Genomic DNA, 16,715 nt, shown 5'->3' on the forward strand with positions numbered 1-16,715 from the left:
ATGATGACGCCGATGGCGATGCCGCCGGAAACGGTGAGCCGCGACGGCGTCACGCTCCGCCTTGAAGAGCTTGTCGAGCCCAGGCCCCCGATTGACGTTCCGGCCCTGCGATACAGGATCGAAGTGGCGGGGCAGGCCGTCGGTGAGCTGCGTGTCCGGCTTGGTGACACCGAAGACCTTCAGCGCCATTTCGGTCAGATCGGTTATGAGGTCTACCCGGCCTTTCGCGGCCATGGCCATGCTACCACGGCCTGCCGGCTGGGTTTGGCGGTCATGCATGACCTTGGCTATGGTGAAATCTGGATTACCTGCAATCCGGACAACAAGGCCTCGCGGCGTGTTTGCGAAAAGGTTGGCGGCGTGTTGGCCGAGACGGTCGATATTCCGGCCGGGCATGTGATGTATCAACACGGAATCCGGCAGAAATGCCGCTACAGGGTGAGTGTGTGATGCGAGCCGATCTCTACCTGGTGCAGCATGGTCTGATCGAGACCCGGGCGAAGGCCCAGGAAGCCATCGCGGCTGGCATGGTCACAGTCGATGGTGAAACCATCACGAAGGCGTCGCACAAGATTGCCGAGGGTGCCGTCGTGCAGGCCCGGCCTGCGCATCCCTATGTTTCCCGTGCAGCGCTCAAGCTGGTGGCCGGGCTCGACCGCTTCGGAATCGATCCGGCCGGCCGTACCTGTCTGGATGTCGGATCATCGACCGGGGGCTTCACCCAGGTCCTGCTCGAGCGCGGGGCGAGCCGCGTGTATGCGGTCGATGTCGGCCGTGATCAGCTTCATCCGAGCTTGCGCAGCGATTCCCGTGTCGTTTCCATGGAGGGGGTGGATGCGCGGTCATTGACCGGCTCCGCTTTCACGCAGGCACCTTCGCTGATCGTTTGTGACGCCAGCTTCATTTCCTTGCTGAAAGTGATCCCCAGGCCAATGTCCCTGGCGGCAAACCAGGCTGATTTGATCGCGCTGATCAAACCCCAGTTCGAGGTCGGCAAGGCCGGGGTCGGCCGGGGCGGGCTGGTGAAAAGCGCAAAGGAGCGCGCGCGTGCAGTCTGCGAGGTCCGGGCCGCGCTGGATGGCCTCGAAGGCTTCGTTGTGTCCGAGGTCATGGAGTGTCCGGTGAAGGGAGGTGACGGCAATCAGGAGTACCTAATTGCCGCCCACCGGAATGTCGATTCGGATTCAGCGTGATGGTGAATCAAATCTATTGAACGTAGGTGTCGTAAGGCCGCCAGATATTGTCGGCGCCCTGGCACATATAGACCTGTTCCGTGACCGTCTGGCCGTACTCACCCATGCGGCGGGTCGAGGTCCACTGGCAATTCCAGTCCTGTGCATTGGTCTCGTAGATGCGGGCATCCGGACCGGGCTCGCTACCGCCCAGGAGCTGGGTCGAGGAGTAGGAGTCATACCCGTCGACATAACCGTAATCACTGCCATCATCGCGATAGGCCTGGGTCGGATAACCGCGATAGCCCTGATCCTGGTAGGAATTGTCGGCATAGCCGGGCTTGCCGGGATAAGCCTCGTAATCGTCATAGCTGGAGTAGCGGCTGGTATTGCAGTCGCCACCGCCGGCAATGCCGGCACCGATCAGGGCGCCGACACCGGCACCGGCAATGGTGCCGACTTCCTCGGCATTGCCCCGGTCATGGCCGCGATTGCGTCCACGCCCGCGGTAAGGGTCGTGATGGCGGCGGCCGCCGCGGCGGTAATTGGGCTGGTTGTTGGAATCGTCGGCCAGTTCATTGCCGATCACGGCGCCAAGAATACCGCCAATGATGGCGCCGGCGACCTGACGGTCTCCGCGCTGGGCCTCGCAATCGCGATAATTCTGTGCCTGGGCCGATGCCATGGGGGTCACGACAGCGAAGGCTGAGGCGGCGAGCAGGGCGGTTTTCAGCATTTTCATGTCAGTCTCCTGGCGTGGGCAGGCCATTTCTGGCCCGACTTTCAGCCATACTATAGGTCAGCGCCGATGAGCCGAGGATGAACGATGTTCATCCATCTGCAAAGCGCATACCGCGACGTCCAGGGCGAGACGCCCAAAAAAGAGGCCGGACCTTGCCGGTCCGGCCTCTTGATCCTGGCGGGTAACCTGCCGGACTATTGCTGCCGGGCGACTTCCCAGTCGCCATAGGCGTCACGGCACATGCGGACCTGGTCGTAATTATACGTCCCGTCCGGCATGTAGATTTCCGCATCACCCCAACGGCATTCCGTATTGGCATAGGTATAGCTGTCGCGGATCACGATGCTGCCACGCACGCCCGAATAGGGATTGCCCCAGTAATAGGGTTGCCCGTTTTCGAAGGCGTAGTTCATCGCATACTGATACTGGACCTTGTCGCAGTCATCGAGCTGGCTGACGGCGGAGCCGAGCACGGCCCCGAAACCGGCGCCGAGCAGGATACCTGCACCGACATTGTCACCATCGGCGGCCGCGCCACCAATAATGGCACCGAGGATTGCGCCGACCGCAGCCCCGTCGCCATTGCGATCATAACGGCAGGCGCCGTCATAATAGGCGAACTGGCGGGTGTTGTAGCCATGGTCGTAATAGCGCGAATTATAGCGCCACCGCGTCGACGGGCCGTAATGACCGTAATAACGCGAATTGTTCCAGCCGACGTTCAGATGCGGCACCCACCGGATACTGCTGCGGTGGTCGGAGCGGTAGAAAGCATGGCGCCGCTGGGCAAATTCATGACGGCGGCTGTTATTGCGGTAACCGTTATGGCGCACTGCCGGACGGGGATTGTGCGCGCTTGGCCGCGTATCGCGCCGGCTGTAGCGGGGATCGCGGCCGGGCCTTGTGGATGGCCGCGAAGACGGGCGGTGTGATCCCGTTCTCGGGTCGCGCGGATTATGGGCGCCATCACGTCCTGGACGCGTAGTCGGCCGGTTGACGCCGGATCTCGGACCGCGCGGGTTGGTCACCACATCACGCCCGGGACGGGTGGCGGGCCGGCTGGAGCCTGGCCGCTGGCCGCGTGGATTGGTGACGCCGGATCTCGGGCCGCGCGGGTTTGTCGCCACATCGCGTCCGGGCCTGGTGGCAGGGCGGCTGGAGCCTGAACCCGGGCCACGCGGATTGGTGACGCCATTTGCGCCGCGGCGTGTATCGGTCCGGTTGGAACCGGTTGCGCGGCGATCGCTGCCGCGGACGGCGGGCGGTTGAACGCTGCGATCACTGCGGCCGGTCGAGGAGCCGCCGCGATTCTGCCATCGGTCCCCGCGCGGCTCGCTCCGGTCGGAGCGCGCTGCGGGGCGGGCATCGCCGCGATTGTCCTGACGGGAAGGGCGTGATGCCGGCTGTTCGTTCCGCGAACTGCGGGCAGGTGGTGCCGAAGAGGGCTGCGAACGCTGACCGCGATCGGCTCGCTGATTGCCGCGCCCGCGATCGCTATCGCTGCGCGTGCGGCGGGGCGATTGATCCTCGGAGGATGCGGATCGGCCCGACCCATTGCGTTCGTGGCGACCCTGCGCTTCGGCTGCATCGGTAAATGCAAGGCCAGGCATCAGGATCAGCGCTACCGCTGTGGCAGTGAGCAGGCTGAATTTGGTCATTGTTGGAGGCTCCTTCATGACAGCTTTCCGGGAATCCTCGCCCGAGTTTGGAGCAGGTTAACCAAATCTTGATGAGCCGGGGATGAACGCGCCCTTCATGTTCATGAGTCAGTAGGCGGATTGTCCGGCATGGCGCAGCTTCTGATCGGCCAGCACGATGGCCGCCATCGCCTCGCCCACAGGCACGGCCCGGATGCCGACGCAGGGGTCGTGGCGGCCGCGAGTCTCGATCACCGTTTCCTCGAAATCGCGATCCAGCGTGCGGCGTTCGATACGGATCGAGGAAGTCGGTTTGACGGCAAAACGGATCACAAGGTCCTGTCCGGTCGAAATTCCGCCGAGCACGCCGCCATTATGGTTGGACAGGAAGACGGGGCCGTCCTCGCCCATCCGCATCTCGTCGGCGGCCTCTTCGCCGCGCATCGCCGCCGATCCGAAACCGGCTCCGATCTCGACGCCCTTGACGGCGTTGATCGTCATCATGGCGGCAGCCATTTCGCTGTCCAGCTTGGCATAGACCGGCGCGCCCCAGCCGGCCGGCAGGCCGGAGACGACGACCTCGACGATGGCACCGGTCGAGGAACCCTCACTACGCAGGGTGTCCATGTCGGCTGCCCACAACTCGGCGGTCGCGGCATCGGGGCAGAAGAATGGATTGTTTGCGACTTCCTCCCAGTCCCAGCGGTCGCGCTCGATGGCGCGGGCACCGACCTGGACCAGCGCAGCGCGAATGCTGATCCCGTCGCCCAGAACCTTGCGCGCGACCCCGCCGGCCGCGACGCGCGAGGCCGTTTCGCGGGCCGAGGAGCGTCCTCCACCCCGATAATCGCGCACACCATATTTCATGTCATAGACATAATCGGCATGGCCTGGCCGCCATTTGTCGCGGATATCGCCATAATCCCTGGAGCGCGCATCCTGGTTTTCGATCATCAGGCTGATCGGGGTACCGGTCGTGACCGGGCCGCCGGTGCGATCATCGCTGAACGTGCCGGACAGGATGCGAACCTGGTCGGGTTCCTGGCGCGGGGTGACATGGCGCGAGGTGCCGGGCCGGCGCAGGTCGAGCCAGGGCTGCAGGTCGGCCTCGCTCAGCGGGATTCCCGCCGGGCAGCCGTCGACAATGGCGCCGATGGCGGGGCCGTGGCTTTCGCCCCAGGTGGTAACCCTGAACAAATGTCCGAATGTGTTGTGTGACATGGTCGATCCGCGCGCTTTTGGTGACCATAGTCGGCCCGGGGCCCGACGTCACGCTGCCGACTGTGCCTTGCGGATCCATCGCGCGAAGCGGGCATTGGCCGAGGGGCGGGAGAAGGCCTCGATAAAATCGTCAAGGGGTTCGAAGTCGGCGGGGCCTGGCGTTGCGGCCGCCCCGGGAGCTGCGGCCAGTATCCGGACCTGGATCATGATATCAGGCTCCCCGACGGCCTGCAGGCTGGTGCCATCGGCCACGCCGGGCGGAATGCGCAGCAGGATTGCCCGGTCGCCTGAACGCAGGGAGCGAGTCAGCCCGCGCCGGGCCTGTTCCGCGCTGATTTCCACTTCCATGCACGCGGGCAAATGCCGTTCGAGAAAGCGGATGGCCTCGACGATGAATGCGAGCCGAGTGAGCGCTTCGGGCGTGGGCTCGGTGGTGTCGGGGTGGAGCGTCTTGACCTCGTCGCGGAACCGGGCTTTCGCCGCGATCAACCCGGCGCCCGGCTCGAGGCCGAACGCAGCATAGGCCGCAGAAACTGTCAAAACGCGCGATGTCATCCTGCTTCGATAGCGCAAGAAGATTCCTGAAAGGTTGACGCCGCCCGCGACGGGCGTAGGAAAGCGTCATGCCGTGGGAGATCGTGCGATGACCGATAAAAGCCTGATACCGCCAAGCCCGGACGCGGCCGAATATGCCCGGACCAACGAGGCCAACGCGGTTGAAATCTTCGACCGTGACGAGCCGTTTGAGCTGTTTGCCGAATGGCTTGCGGATGCCCGGAAGAGGGAAGTGAACGACCCCAATGCGATGGCGCTGGCGACGGTCGACGCGGAGGGCATGCCCGATGTCCGGATGGTGCTTTTGAAGGATGTCGACCGGGGCGGCTTTGTTTTCTACACCAATCTGGGCAGCGCCAAGGGGCAGCAGCTGGCCGCCAATCCGGTCGCCGCCCTGTGCTTTCACTGGAAATCGCTGCGGCGACAGGTGCGTGTGCGCGGCCCCGTCGAGCCGGTGACCGCGGAAGAGGCCGATGAGTATTTTGCATCGCGGGCCCGCAACAGCCGCATCGGTGCCTGGGCGTCGACCCAGTCACGGCCGCTGGAAAGCCGGTTCGCGCTGGAAAAGGCGGTCGCACAGCAGGCGGCACGCTTCGGTCTTGGCGAAGTGCCGCGGCCCGAGCATTGGTCCGGCTTCCGGCTTCGCCCGACACGGCTGGAGTTCTGGCGCGACCGGCCATTCCGTCTTCACGACCGTTTGGTGTTCTCTCGCTCCGATTCAGCCTCGTCCTGGACGAGCAATCGGCTATACCCTTGATGCTAGAAGCCACCGGGAGGGGCTGACATGGCACGGATTATCGAACTTTTGCGAATGGCGATCGACATCGCGGTGGCGCTCTGCGCTATGCTGGTGCTGATGATCCCGCTCTGGTTCGCCCTGGCGGCGTTCGGCACCAAATGGGAATTCTGGGACTGGCAGACCGGTCTCAACGCGATGACCCATGTCTGGGGCATGCGCCTGTTGCTCGCCGGCCTGGTTGCGGGCGTTCTGACGCTGATTGTCCTGGGTGTTTTCCGGCTCACGGCCGGGGAGGGTTATGGCAATTGGAGCAGCGCCATCGCGGTGACGCTGATTGCCGTGGCCGGCCTGTATTGGGCCATGCAGGTCGACCAGCTCAAGGCGGCCGATCCGGCCATTCTCGACGTTACGACCGACTTTGCTGAACCGCCCAATTTCTCGTCAGCATTCATCTCGCGCCGATCCGGCCTTGATGCGAGCCTGGACTATGCAGGCAAGACCGGCCGTGACGGGCAGCCATTGCCGCAATTGCAGGCGGCGCACTACCCGCAAATCAGGACCCTGCATCTCGACGAATCTGTCGATACAGCCTTCGCCCGCGCGCTCGAACTGGCGCGTGTCCAGGGATGGCGTGTCAGCACGGCATCCCGGCAGGCCGGCATGTTTGAAGCCGGTGCGGAAAGTCTCTGGTACGGATTTCGCGATGACATGGTCGTGCGGATCCGGTCGGACGAGGCCGGCGGCAGCCTTGTCGACGTGCGCTCACTGGCGCGTCAGCCCGTGCATGATCTCGGCCGGAACGCGGATCGGGTGCAGGAATTCCTGGTCTTGCTGGATTCGCCTCAGCCCTGAGCGCGGAGCCGGAAAACGGCCGTCAGGCTCGGCTCGTCATCGCATTCAACAGCCCCGGTTTCGACCAGGTGAATCATATGGGCGAGGATCGAGTGCGCGGCGGCCGGGTGCAGGCGCTTGTCGACATGGGTGTAGATGGCGGCAACCAGCTCCGGCACACGGTGCGGCCCCGAGGCCAGGTGCTCGACGATCTGCTGTTCCCGCTTCAGCCGGTGGTCGATATAGGCCTGTACGAATTCGGAAGGGTTCTCGACCGCCGGGCCATGGGTTGGCCAGAGCCGGTCAAAATTGCGGTCGCGCACCCGCGCCAACTCCCTCAGATAATCGCCCATATGGCCATCGGGCGGGCTGATGACGCTGGTCGACCAGGCCATGACATGGTCGCCGCTGAAAAGGATGTTCTCCTCCTCCAGCGCGTAGCAGACATGGTTGGAGGTGTGGCCGGGCGTGTGCAGCGCCTCGAGGGTCCAGCCCGGGCCGCTGAAGCGTTCGCCATCTGACAGTTCGATATCCGGTTGGAAACCGACATCATCGCCGGCTTCAAGCCGCACTTCGCCGCCAGCGGGCAGGACGCTCTGGGCGCCGAAGCCATAGACCTTGGCGCCGTGCTTTTCCGCGAGAGGGCGGGCCAGCGGGGAATGGTCGAGATGGTGGTGGGTGACGAAGACATGGGTGACGCGCTCGCCGGCAAGTGCCGCGTCGAGCGCAGCCTCGTGCACGGGGTCAAACGGGCCGGGATCGATGACCGCAACCTCGCCATGACCGATGATGTAGACGCCGGTTCCGGTATAGGTGAATGGGCCTGGATTGGGGGCGATCACTCGCCGGACAGCAGGTGAAATGGTTTCGCAGACGCCGTATTCGACATCGGTTTTCTGTCGGAAGGGGATGCTTGTCATGAGCGTGTTCGTTGTTCCAGCGCGGCTGAGGGATGCAGAAAATCCAGGAAGGCTGCCGCCAGCCGTTTGGTCACCCGTATCTTATCGTCCATCGCCATGGCAATTGGTGGCCCCATGTCGGTCTTGTTGACATCGACCACGTAAAGTCGGCCATCGCTCTTGTCGCGCAACACATCGAGCCCGCCCCAGTCGAGTTGCATCGCACGCGCGAAAGCCGCCAGTTGCGCCTGTTCCGATGCGGACAGGACCGTATGCGTCTCGACGACTTCCACGCCTGCATTCGAATTCGCGAACCGGTCACTGCGGGCACGCCGCTTGAGAATCACGAGCGGAATCCGGCCACCAACGGTCGGGCAGCGCAGGTCTTCGACCAGGTCGCCGGCGATCGAATTGTCGATCAGCTTCTGATAGACGAAGCCGGGTTCGGCCGCACAGGGGGCCTGGATGATCTGGCCGTCATGGGCCCCGTTGGCTTCCGACTTGCGCACCAGTTCGCCGGTGAATTGGGTCGGGTCCACATTCAGCGGGTAGCCGAAACACTGTTCAAACACGGTCCCGACATGGCTCTTGGCAATGCTCTGGCAGTCGCGATTGATCGCGCGGGCACTGGCGGGTGACTCCACGGCGCCGGAGATGGTCGAGTCGTCGAAGAAGAAAACGGCGTCGGCCTCGCTTTCCGATTTGGCGATCCGGGCCCCGGCTGCGTGCAGCACGGACCATATCAGATACCAGGGCCGCGGCCGGTCGGGTGCAAACCAGATTTTTGGCCCAGATCGGGACGAGCGGCGCATGCGCCAGCCTTCGACGACGAAGTAGAAGGGAAACCAGGACAGGACTTCACCGACAAGGCCGGGATCAAGGCGCAGGCGTGCTCCGGTCTTCTTGACGGTAACGACGCCATCCCCGAATTCGAAATCCTTCCACCAAAGCGCGCGATGCATGGCTGTGGCCCTTCCGGTTCTCACCCTGCGCATTCTAGGCACGAAGCGAACACGCGCAAATCACGCTCGTTCACGGACGGCGCGAAAATTGCGTGACCGATGTACTGGTTTGGTTTCGAGGTTGGGAATTTGAACGTCGCCCGGTTTCTAGGCAAGCGCCTTGTGCGCATATGTTGGATGCTGTTGCTACTTGCAGCGGCACAGCTGGCTGGTGCATTGATGGCCGACCAGCCGCCAACATCGCGAACTGCAGCTGTTCCGCCCTTGTCCGTCGAGAATGTTGCGATGCAGCGACATAGCCTTCATTGACATCGTGTCTCTCAGACTGAAACTGCAACAAAACCCGGATTGAGCTCTATTCAGCATGTTTGGATTCATTTTCAGGCGAGTTCTTATCGCCATCCCCACGATTCTCGTGATCATTGCGGTTGCGTTCTTCATGATGCATGCCGCGCCGGGCGGGCCGTTCGATCTCGAACGCCCGATGCCGGACGAGACGCGTCAGATCCTCATGGCCCGCTATGGCATGGATCAGCCGATCTGGAAGCAATATCTCGATTACATGGTGAATCTCTTCCATGGTGATCTGGGACCATCGCTGAAGGTGCGCGACAAGGATGTCGCGGAAATCATCGCCGAGGGCTTTCCGGTCAGTGCGACGATCGGCATCTGTTCGATGATCCTGGCCGTGATCTTCGGATCCTTCCTCGGATCGGTCGCGGCCTTGCGTCAGAACACCAGCGGCGATTTTGCCGTCATGACCTTTGCGATGGTCGGAATTTCCATTCCACCCTTTGTGATGGGCCCGATCCTGGCGCTGTTCTTCGGCCTGTATCTGGGCTGGCTGCCAACCGGTGGCCTTGATCCGCGGCTCGGCATGACGCCGGACCGGTTGATCCTGCCTGTCGTGACACTGGCCCTGCCGCAGATCGCCATCATTGCCCGCCTGATGCGGGCGAGCATGATTGAGGTCTTGCGTTCAAACTATATCCGCACGGCGCGGGCCAAGGGCCTGTCTCCGCCGGCCGTCATCATTCGCCATGCGCTGCGCTCGGCCATCCTGCCGCTGGTCAGCTATCTTGGCCCGGCATCCGCAGCCCTGATTTCCGGATCTCTGGTGATCGAGGTGGTGTTCCAGCTGCCCGGCATCGGCAAGCATTTCGTCGATGCGGCCCTGCAACGTGATTATACGATGGTGATGGGGGTCGTGATCATTTACGCCAGCCTGATCATCATCCTCAATCTGGTGGCGGACCTGCTCTATGGCGTCCTCAATCCGAAGGTGAAGTACGAATAATGACCACGCTTGCAACACCTGGCGAAAAGGCTGAGCTGATTGAAACGGCCGCGGTCAAGGGCCGCTCGCTGTGGGAAGACGCGCGCGCGCGTCTGATGCGCAACAAGGCTGCCGTCGCCAGCATTGTCGTTCTGGGCACTCTGATCGTGCTGGCCATACTCGGCCAGATCGGTGTCTGGGTGCATGATTATGACACCATCTATCGCGAAGAAGTCTGGGTGCCGCCGACCTTCGAGAACTGGCACCTGTTCGGGACCGATGCCCAGGGGCGCGACATGGTCGCGCGGACCCTTGTGGGGCTTGGTGTCTCGCTGATGGTCGGCGTGGTGGCAACCATCGTCTCGCTGGTGATCGGCGTGACCTGGGGCGCGACCGCCGGCTTTATTGGCGGCCGGGTCGACCAGGCGATGATGCGTTTCGTCGACATCCTCTATTCGCTGCCCTTTATCTTCTTCGTCATCATCCTGATGGTCGTGTTTGGCCGCAACATCATCCTGATCTTTGTCGCCATCGGCGCGGTAGAGTGGCTGACCATGGCGCGGATCGTGCGCGGCCAGACCATCGCCCTCAAGCGGATGGAATTCGTCGAGGCGGCTGAGGCGGCCGGCGTGTCGCAATGGAAGATCATTCAGCGCCACATCATTCCCAACGTTCTCGGACCCGTGGTGGTCTATGTCACGCTGATGATCCCGGTCGTCATCCTGGCGGAAAGCTTCCTGAGCTTTCTCGGCCTCGGGGTGCAGGAGCCTCTGACATCGCTGGGCCGTCTGATCTCGGCCGGTGCCCAGGACATGGAAGTTGCACCCTGGACGCTGATCGTGCCGGCGGTGACGATGATGGTGACGCTGTTCTGTCTCAACTTCATTGGTGATGGCCTGCGCGACGCGATCGATCCGAAGGACCGCTGACGGTCCCGGTTCTGCCAGAGCCTTTGTGAAACGGAAAAGGGCCACCCGATCAGGTGGCCCTTTTTGCTGTCAGATACCGGCTGCTTCGTTGCGGCCAGGCCTATTGTCTGCGTCGCGCCCTGAACCAGCGACCATTTTCGCCAATCCGCATCATGTAGGAATCGAGGGCGGCGCTGCGGATGGTGGCGCCATCGCCGGGATCAACGCTGCGGACAACGTGGGTCGTGTCGGAGTCGAGCTGCTGCCAGACCTGACCGTTTTCCAGCGTGACGATTGCGCGGCGCGAGCGGTTGAAGGTGATGCTGGCAACGGCGAGGTTATCGATGCGGTCAATCTGACCGGATGCATCCCGCGATACGGTACGCTCCCCGGACACCGCCGTCTCGTCGGCTGCGGCAAGGTCGCTGGCCGAGCCGCGTGGCAGGCCCATACGGGGCAGGGATGGCAGGCTGAAGCCGGGGATGCTGAGACCAAATGTCGCCTCTTCCGCAGCCTCGACCTCGTCCCGGTTGACAGCAATGACGCTGCCGGATTCGGTTTCGCCGTGCAGGGCCGCGACCGCGGCATCGAGACAGCTCAGGCGCGCGGTGTCATCCGCGATCGCTTCACAGGCGAAGAGCCCGTCGAGCGGAGAGCTGGGGGTTTGCGCCACCGCTTGCGAGGGCAAGGCGACGGCAACGGCCAGAAGCAGTAATCGAGTGTTCATGATCACACATATATCTACAAGGTTCGTTCGAACTATGCGCGACCTATCGGGAAGTGTCGACCGGCAGATGATGTTGCGCTAGATAGATCGCCTATGAATCGCTTGGATATCTCGGAGGGGAGACCGAAATCGTGACCCGCAATAAAATCTTGTTCGCCATGCTTGCATCGGCATCAGCGCTGGCTCTGACCAGTTGTGGCGGCGAGGGGCCTGCGCCCACAGACGAAGTGGTCATCCACCGGGGAAATAATGCGGAGCCGCTTTCGCTGGATCCGCACAAGGCCAGTGGTACCTGGGAAAATAATATTATCGGCGACATGTTCGTCGGCCTCTTCACCGAGGACCCCGAGGCACACCCGGTTCCGGGCATGGCGGAAAGCTGGGAAGTCAGCGAGGACGGTCTTGTCTGGACCTTTCATTTGCGCGCAGCCCAGTGGTCTGACGGCGTTCCGGTAACGGCGGGCGATTTCGTCTACGCCTGGCGCCGAATCGCCAATCCGGAGACCGGGGCCCAGTATGTCTCCCTGCTCTATCCGGTGGTCGGCGTGGCCGCTGTGAGCCGCGGCGAGGCCCCACCCGAGGCGATTGGCGTCGTTGCGGTCGATGACCGGACGCTGGAAATCCACCTCGAGAACCCCGCGCCCTACCTGCCGGGCCTTCTGACCCACTACACCACCTTCCCGCTGCCGCAGCATGTGGTCGAGCAATTCGGTGATGAGTGGATCCGCCCCGAGAATATCGAGGTGAACGGTCCCTACAAGCTGATCGACTGGCGGACGAACAACTTCGTCCATCTGAGCCGCAATCCCTACTTCTTCGACGATGCAAGCTCTTGTATCGATGAGGTGTATTACTACCCAACCGTTGACAATAGTGCGGCCGGCCGCCGGGTGCGCAATGGCGAACTCGATCTGAACATGGAGTTCCCGGGCCAGCAGATGGAATTCCTGCGCCGGGAGATTCCCGACTATGTGCGCGTGCACCCGTATATGGGCACCGTGTATTTCTCCATCAACACGACGCTGGAACAGTTCTCGGATCCGGCGGTCCGCAACGCTTTGGGGATGGCGATCGATCGCGAATTCATCGCCAATGAAATCCTGCGCGCCGGACAACTGCCGGCCTATTCGCTCGTTCCGCCAGGGATCGACAATTATGTCAGCGGTGTTGAAGCCAGCTGGGCCGACATCCCTGTTGAAGAGCGCCGTGTGATGGCGCGCGACATGCTGATGGCTGCCGGATACGGTCCGGACAATCCTTTCCGTTTCGAATACACCTACCGCGCCACGGCCGATAATCCGCGTGTCGCTCCGGTAGTCCAGAACGACTGGTCGGCCATCGCTTCCTGGGTCCAGCCCGAACTGATCGTCAACGACACGCAGATTCACTATGACAATCTGCGCGCGTCCGACTTCGAGATCGCTGATGGCGGCTGGATCGCGGATTACAATGATCCGTACAACTTCCTGTTCCTCGGCGAGTATCGTTCCGTGCCGATGAACTATGCCCGCTACAACAACCCGGACTATGACTCGCTGGTCGAACAGGCCAATCGTGAGCAGGACCTGGATGTGCGGGCCGGCATGCTGGCACAGGCCGAGCAGATGCTGATCGACGACATGCCGATCATCCCGCTGGTCTATTACGTCAACAAGAACCTCGTGAATCCACGCGTCACCGGCTGGGTCGACAATCTGACCGATATTCACCGGACGCGTTACCTGTGTTTCGCCGATCTTGATCGTGGTGAAACGCCGACTGAATAACTGACGCTTGTCAGATGACGCCCTCCCGACCTAGCTTGAGGTGAATTCGGGCAGGTTTGGGGGGCGCTCATGTCAGGTGGCGACAATATTACAGACGCGATTGTTGCCGGTTCAGCCGGCGGTGAGCTTGGCGATGCGATCCACGCATCGCGGCGCAAGAAGCGTCAACGGCATTCGGCCTTCGAGCCGGCCTATCCGGCAGGCCAGTGCAGCAATTGCGGCACCAAGCTGATTGGCCCTGTGTGCCATAGCTGCGGTCAGACCGCAGAAACCTTCCATCGACCGATCTGGGATTTGATGCTGGATGTGCTCGACGGGCTGTTCGGGCTCGAAGGCCGTCTGTGGCGGACGCTGCCGCCGCTGATGTTCCAGCCAGGCAAGCTGACCCGTCGGTACCTGTCCGGTGCCCGGGCGCGCTATGTCATGCCCTTCCGGCTCTATCTGACAGCCAGTGTCCTGTTTTTCCTGGCGGTCTTCGCGATCGACAGTTTCCAGAACAATCCCGACACCCCGATCCTTCCTGCCGATGCCCGCGCCGCGATCGATGCGGCGGTCGGCGAAATTCCGTTTGACGAAATCGACCAGGAACTCGAGCGGCAGGGCGTATCGCAGGAACAGCGGTCAGCAATCGCTGAACAGGTGGCTCGCGGTACGGAGGGCGTAGCACCGCTGGCCGACCCGGACGAAACGGCCGAGGAGCGTGCGGCGCGTGAGGAAATGGGCGCGGACGAGCTCAAGGAAGCGATCCGCGAGGCCTTGTTGCGCGACCGGGCGCAGCAGGATGGAGCCGGCTCCGGCGCTGAGGGCGGGTCTGCGCCGCTCGATTCGGATTCTGTCGGCGATGCCGTGGACCAGGGGCTGGCCGATGTGCCGATCGAGGTGCGCGAACGGCTGGCCGACCAGGCGGACCGGATCATCGATGATGGTGGCGCGTCGATCGCGGCGTCGATGCAGGTCTGGGCACCGAGGTTGATGTTCGGCCTGCTGCCGATCTACGCGCTCCTGCTGGCGATCACGCATTTCTACAAGCGAGGCTATTTCTTCTACGACCATCTCGTCGTCTCGCTGCACTTCCACTCCGTGCTGTTCTTCGGTTTCATCCTGGTGCTGGGGCTGAGCGCGATCATCGGGTCGGCAGCGGCGGGAATGGCGTTTGTGGTGTGGGCAAACTACTACCTCTACCGGCTGCACCGGGTCGTCTACCGCCACGGGCGCTTCTCATCACTGCTGCGGACCGTGTTCCTGGATTTCCTCTACGGCATCATACTTTTTGTCGGGATGATCATCCTGTTGCTCATCGGCATCCTCTCGGTCTGATCCGGACAGAAAAAGGGGGCCGCAGCGTGTGCTGCAGCCCCCGATCCAATGCAGGTCTGACCGTCTGCGTCAGTTCGGCTCAGCTGCCGTACTGCGCAATTGCGCCTGTCCGGAGCCAAGCTGTGACCGGGCCTCCAGCGCAGCGCGCACTTCGGGGAGGTCGAGCAGGGCATTCATCCGTGCTGCGGTTTCCGCCGTCTCCGCCGACATGCCGAACAGGGCCGAGAAAGCCTCGAACGGTGTCTGTTCGCGCGGGAAGCGTACCAGGCGCACATCAGCCTCGGGCGCCAGACCCGCCAGTTCGCGGGACGCATCGACGGCGTCGCGGAACCCACCGATTTCGTCGACGAGGCCGAGGTCGAGGGCCTGGGCCCCGGTCCACACACGCCCGCGGGCGATTTCCAGCACCCGCTCGAGCGGCAGGTCACGGCCATCGGCCACGCGCTGGGTGAAGTCGTCATAGGTATCGGCCATCTGCGCGCGATAGGCGGCGCGCTGGGTCTCGGTCCAGCTCTGCTGGCCGGAGAAGGCGGTGGCATACTCGCCGCCGACATGGACCGACTCAGAGTTCAGGCCGACCATTTCGAACGTGCCTTCCAGAGCCACCTTGCCGCCGAGCACGCCGATCGAACCGGTGAGCGTGGTCGCATGGGCCAGGATGTAGTCGGCCGGTGCGGCGAGATAATAGCCACCGGACGCGGCCATCGAGGCCATCGATATGATCACCGGCTTGCCGGCTTCGCGGGCCCGCTCAATGGCGTGCCAGACCTGGTCTGACGCGATGGCGGATCCGCCCGGTGAGTCGACCCGGACCAGGATGGCCCGGATGCTGGCATCATTGGCGGCCTCGAGAATGGCCTCGGCCATGCTGTCGCTGCCAATTCCGCCGCCACTGCTGAACGGGCTCTGGTCGGCAGTGCCGGTCACGATGGCACCCTGGCCCTCGATCAGGGCAATGGCCGGACCCTGGACCCAAGGGGTGAGCATCGCCTGATAGGCTTCGATCGTCACGATTTCCGCACCGTTTCCGGCGCGGGCAAGGGCAGCCTCGCGTGCCTCCACGACATGGCCGAGATGGTCAACCAGTCCGCGCTCCAGCGCGTCCTCGGCGGAATGCGGCGCGGTTTCGAAGACACCGCGCAGCGCCTCCGGCGTGATGTCGCGATCGGCGGAAATGCCGGCAATCGCCGTGTCGAAGATGGAGTTCATGTAGGACAGCGTGGCTTCGCGGTGAGCATCGGTGAAGCCGGTCTCGGTGTAGACATTCGCCGCATTCTTGAACTCGAAGAACTGCTCGAATTGCGGGTTGGCGTTGAAATGTTCGAACATGCCGCCAAGGAAGAGCACTTCCGAGGCCAGGCCGGCCGGGGTGAAGTTGGCCGTATCCTGCAGCCAGAGATCATCGGAACCGGAGACGGCGAAATAGCCGGTCACCGAGGTGCCTTCAAAACCCTGTGCGTGGGTGATGACGAATTTGCCGGAACTGCGGAAATCGGCGATCGCGTCGCGGATCTCTTCGGCCATGCCCGGCGCCAGGCCGAACTCATTGGCCCGGATAAAGATGCCGGCAACAGCGGGGTCGGTTTCGGCGTGCTCCAGCGTCTGAACGATTTGAACCACCGAAAGGGGCTCTGCAAAAGCGAAGGGCGAGCGCGATGGCGAATCAAGCCGTTCGGCGCGCAGGTCCAGTTCGAGAACCGCACCACTGACTGGCAGGACGGGTTCCGGGCGGGCTCCGGAGATGGCGGAAAACAGCATGCCTGTGATCAGGAAGGCGACGAGAACGAGGGTGAGAACTGACCCGACGATCACGCCGAAGATCGAGCCAAAAAATGTAATCCAGAACTGTTTCATCAAGGGTCCTTCCAAACCGGATGCGCGGTTGACCGGACCATCTGTGCAAGAAGCAGTCCTGTCCAGACCCTAGATTAGAGTGCCGGCGCGGGACAGGGGCGGGGGCGGG

Annotated in this window: 16 protein-coding genes; 8 read left to right on the top strand and 8 right to left on the bottom strand. The window is 62.9% G+C overall.

The window, feature by feature from the left end; all coding sequences use genetic code 11:
* Together ACN0YF_RS06580 and ACN0YF_RS06585 are read left to right on the top strand one after the other, a co-directional pair.
* Window positions 1-450 carry a GNAT family N-acetyltransferase gene (locus ACN0YF_RS06580; protein WP_417493779.1) on the top strand — a complete coding sequence of 150 codons (450 nt, stop codon included), beginning with the start codon at window positions 1-3 and terminating at the stop codon, window positions 448-450.
* The gene (locus ACN0YF_RS06585; protein WP_417493780.1) at window positions 450-1,193 is read left to right on the top strand and encodes a TlyA family RNA methyltransferase; all 744 of its coding nucleotides are present in this window, start codon (window positions 450-452) and stop codon (window positions 1,191-1,193) included. The genes ACN0YF_RS06580 and ACN0YF_RS06585 overlap by 1 nt, the downstream gene beginning before the upstream one ends.
* 13 nt (window positions 1,194-1,206) lie before the next feature.
* Here the strand turns inward: ACN0YF_RS06585 and ACN0YF_RS06590 are convergent, their stop codons facing one another.
* From ACN0YF_RS06590 to ACN0YF_RS06605, 4 genes are all read right to left on the bottom strand, one after another.
* Window positions 1,207-1,914: a hypothetical protein gene (locus tag ACN0YF_RS06590; protein ID WP_417493781.1), complete on the bottom strand. Its 708-nt coding sequence runs from the start codon at window positions 1,912-1,914 to the stop codon at window positions 1,207-1,209.
* A 194-nt stretch (window positions 1,915-2,108) separates the two neighbouring features.
* Window positions 2,109-2,648, bottom strand: coding sequence for a hypothetical protein (locus ACN0YF_RS06595; RefSeq protein ID WP_417493782.1), 540 nt, complete (start codon window positions 2,646-2,648; stop codon window positions 2,109-2,111).
* Window positions 2,649-3,680: 1,032 nt separating this feature from the next.
* Window positions 3,681-4,772, bottom strand: coding sequence for a chorismate synthase (gene aroC, locus ACN0YF_RS06600; protein WP_417493783.1), 1,092 nt, complete (start codon window positions 4,770-4,772; stop codon window positions 3,681-3,683).
* A gap of 48 nt (window positions 4,773-4,820) precedes the next feature.
* Entirely contained in the window at window positions 4,821-5,312 is a 492-nt protein-coding gene (locus ACN0YF_RS06605) for a hypothetical protein (protein WP_417482608.1), read from the bottom strand.
* Between the two features lie 103 nt (window positions 5,313-5,415).
* On the opposite strand from ACN0YF_RS06605, the gene pdxH reads away from it, so the two are divergent.
* Window positions 5,416-6,084 carry a pyridoxamine 5'-phosphate oxidase gene (gene pdxH, locus ACN0YF_RS06610; RefSeq protein ID WP_417493784.1) on the top strand — a complete coding sequence of 223 codons (669 nt, stop codon included), beginning with the start codon at window positions 5,416-5,418 and terminating at the stop codon, window positions 6,082-6,084.
* Window positions 6,085-6,111: 27 nt separating this feature from the next.
* On the top strand, window positions 6,112-6,918 hold the full coding sequence (locus ACN0YF_RS06615; RefSeq protein WP_417493785.1) for a DUF1499 domain-containing protein: 807 nt from the start codon (window positions 6,112-6,114) through the stop codon (window positions 6,916-6,918).
* Here ACN0YF_RS06615 and ACN0YF_RS06620 read toward each other — a convergent pair.
* Window positions 6,909-7,817 carry an MBL fold metallo-hydrolase gene (locus tag ACN0YF_RS06620; protein ID WP_417482605.1) on the bottom strand — a complete coding sequence of 303 codons (909 nt, stop codon included), beginning with the start codon at window positions 7,815-7,817 and terminating at the stop codon, window positions 6,909-6,911. The genes ACN0YF_RS06615 and ACN0YF_RS06620 overlap by 10 nt on opposite strands.
* Entirely contained in the window at window positions 7,814-8,758 is a 945-nt protein-coding gene (locus ACN0YF_RS06625; protein WP_417493786.1) for a hypothetical protein, read from the bottom strand. The genes ACN0YF_RS06620 and ACN0YF_RS06625 overlap by 4 nt, the downstream gene beginning before the upstream one ends.
* A gap of 364 nt (window positions 8,759-9,122) precedes the next feature.
* On the opposite strand from ACN0YF_RS06625, the gene ACN0YF_RS06630 reads away from it, so the two are divergent.
* Window positions 9,123-10,055, top strand: a complete 933-nt coding sequence (locus ACN0YF_RS06630; protein ID WP_417482603.1) for an ABC transporter permease — start codon at window positions 9,123-9,125, stop codon at window positions 10,053-10,055.
* The gene (locus tag ACN0YF_RS06635; protein WP_417482602.1) at window positions 10,055-10,963 is read left to right on the top strand and encodes an ABC transporter permease subunit; all 909 of its coding nucleotides are present in this window, start codon (window positions 10,055-10,057) and stop codon (window positions 10,961-10,963) included. Before ACN0YF_RS06630 ends, ACN0YF_RS06635 begins: the two co-directional genes overlap by 1 nt.
* Window positions 10,964-11,063: 100 nt before the next feature.
* Here the strand turns inward: ACN0YF_RS06635 and ACN0YF_RS06640 are convergent, their stop codons facing one another.
* Window positions 11,064-11,669: a hypothetical protein gene (locus tag ACN0YF_RS06640; protein ID WP_417482601.1), complete on the bottom strand. Its 606-nt coding sequence runs from the start codon at window positions 11,667-11,669 to the stop codon at window positions 11,064-11,066.
* Window positions 11,670-11,800: 131 nt separating this feature from the next.
* Here ACN0YF_RS06640 and ACN0YF_RS06645 point away from each other — a divergent pair, with 131 nt between their 5' ends.
* Both ACN0YF_RS06645 and ACN0YF_RS06650 read left to right on the top strand, forming a co-directional pair.
* Window positions 11,801-13,435 carry a peptide ABC transporter substrate-binding protein gene (locus tag ACN0YF_RS06645; RefSeq protein ID WP_417482600.1) on the top strand — a complete coding sequence of 545 codons (1,635 nt, stop codon included), beginning with the start codon at window positions 11,801-11,803 and terminating at the stop codon, window positions 13,433-13,435.
* A gap of 69 nt (window positions 13,436-13,504) precedes the next feature.
* Window positions 13,505-14,752 carry a DUF3667 domain-containing protein gene (locus ACN0YF_RS06650; RefSeq protein WP_417493787.1) on the top strand — a complete coding sequence of 416 codons (1,248 nt, stop codon included), beginning with the start codon at window positions 13,505-13,507 and terminating at the stop codon, window positions 14,750-14,752.
* A 69-nt stretch (window positions 14,753-14,821) separates the two neighbouring features.
* On the opposite strand, the gene sppA is transcribed toward ACN0YF_RS06650, so the two are convergent.
* A complete protein-coding gene (gene sppA, locus ACN0YF_RS06655; protein WP_417482598.1) occupies window positions 14,822-16,606 on the bottom strand; it encodes a signal peptide peptidase SppA in 1,785 nt (594 codons plus the stop codon).
* Between the last annotated feature and the right edge of the window lie 109 nt (window positions 16,607-16,715).

The sequence above is a fragment of the Maricaulis sp. genome (assembly GCF_048270265.1).
Classification (GTDB): domain Bacteria; phylum Pseudomonadota; class Alphaproteobacteria; order Caulobacterales; family Maricaulaceae; genus Maricaulis.

What these genes read in the sequence shown, in the direction of transcription:
- ACN0YF_RS06620 (WP_417482605.1), bottom strand. Translation starts at nt 7,817, where the DNA reads ATGACAAGCATCCCCTTCCGACAGAAAACCGATGTCGAATACGGCGTC.
- ACN0YF_RS06615 (WP_417493785.1), top strand. Translation starts at nt 6,112, where the DNA reads ATGGCACGGATTATCGAACTTTTGCGAATGGCGATCGACATCGCGGTG.
- ACN0YF_RS06580 (WP_417493779.1), top strand. Translation starts at nt 1, where the DNA reads ATGATGACGCCGATGGCGATGCCGCCGGAAACGGTGAGCCGCGACGGC.
- ACN0YF_RS06650 (WP_417493787.1), top strand. Translation starts at nt 13,505, where the DNA reads ATGTCAGGTGGCGACAATATTACAGACGCGATTGTTGCCGGTTCAGCC.
- sppA (WP_417482598.1), bottom strand. Translation starts at nt 16,606, where the DNA reads ATGAAACAGTTCTGGATTACATTTTTTGGCTCGATCTTCGGCGTGATC.
- ACN0YF_RS06640 (WP_417482601.1), bottom strand. Translation starts at nt 11,669, where the DNA reads ATGAACACTCGATTACTGCTTCTGGCCGTTGCCGTCGCCTTGCCCTCG.
- ACN0YF_RS06630 (WP_417482603.1), top strand. Translation starts at nt 9,123, where the DNA reads ATGTTTGGATTCATTTTCAGGCGAGTTCTTATCGCCATCCCCACGATT.
- ACN0YF_RS06635 (WP_417482602.1), top strand. Translation starts at nt 10,055, where the DNA reads ATGACCACGCTTGCAACACCTGGCGAAAAGGCTGAGCTGATTGAAACG.
- ACN0YF_RS06585 (WP_417493780.1), top strand. Translation starts at nt 450, where the DNA reads ATGCGAGCCGATCTCTACCTGGTGCAGCATGGTCTGATCGAGACCCGG.
- aroC (WP_417493783.1), bottom strand. Translation starts at nt 4,772, where the DNA reads ATGTCACACAACACATTCGGACATTTGTTCAGGGTTACCACCTGGGGC.
- pdxH (WP_417493784.1), top strand. Translation starts at nt 5,416, where the DNA reads ATGACCGATAAAAGCCTGATACCGCCAAGCCCGGACGCGGCCGAATAT.
- ACN0YF_RS06625 (WP_417493786.1), bottom strand. Translation starts at nt 8,758, where the DNA reads ATGCATCGCGCGCTTTGGTGGAAGGATTTCGAATTCGGGGATGGCGTC.
- ACN0YF_RS06590 (WP_417493781.1), bottom strand. Translation starts at nt 1,914, where the DNA reads ATGAAAATGCTGAAAACCGCCCTGCTCGCCGCCTCAGCCTTCGCTGTC.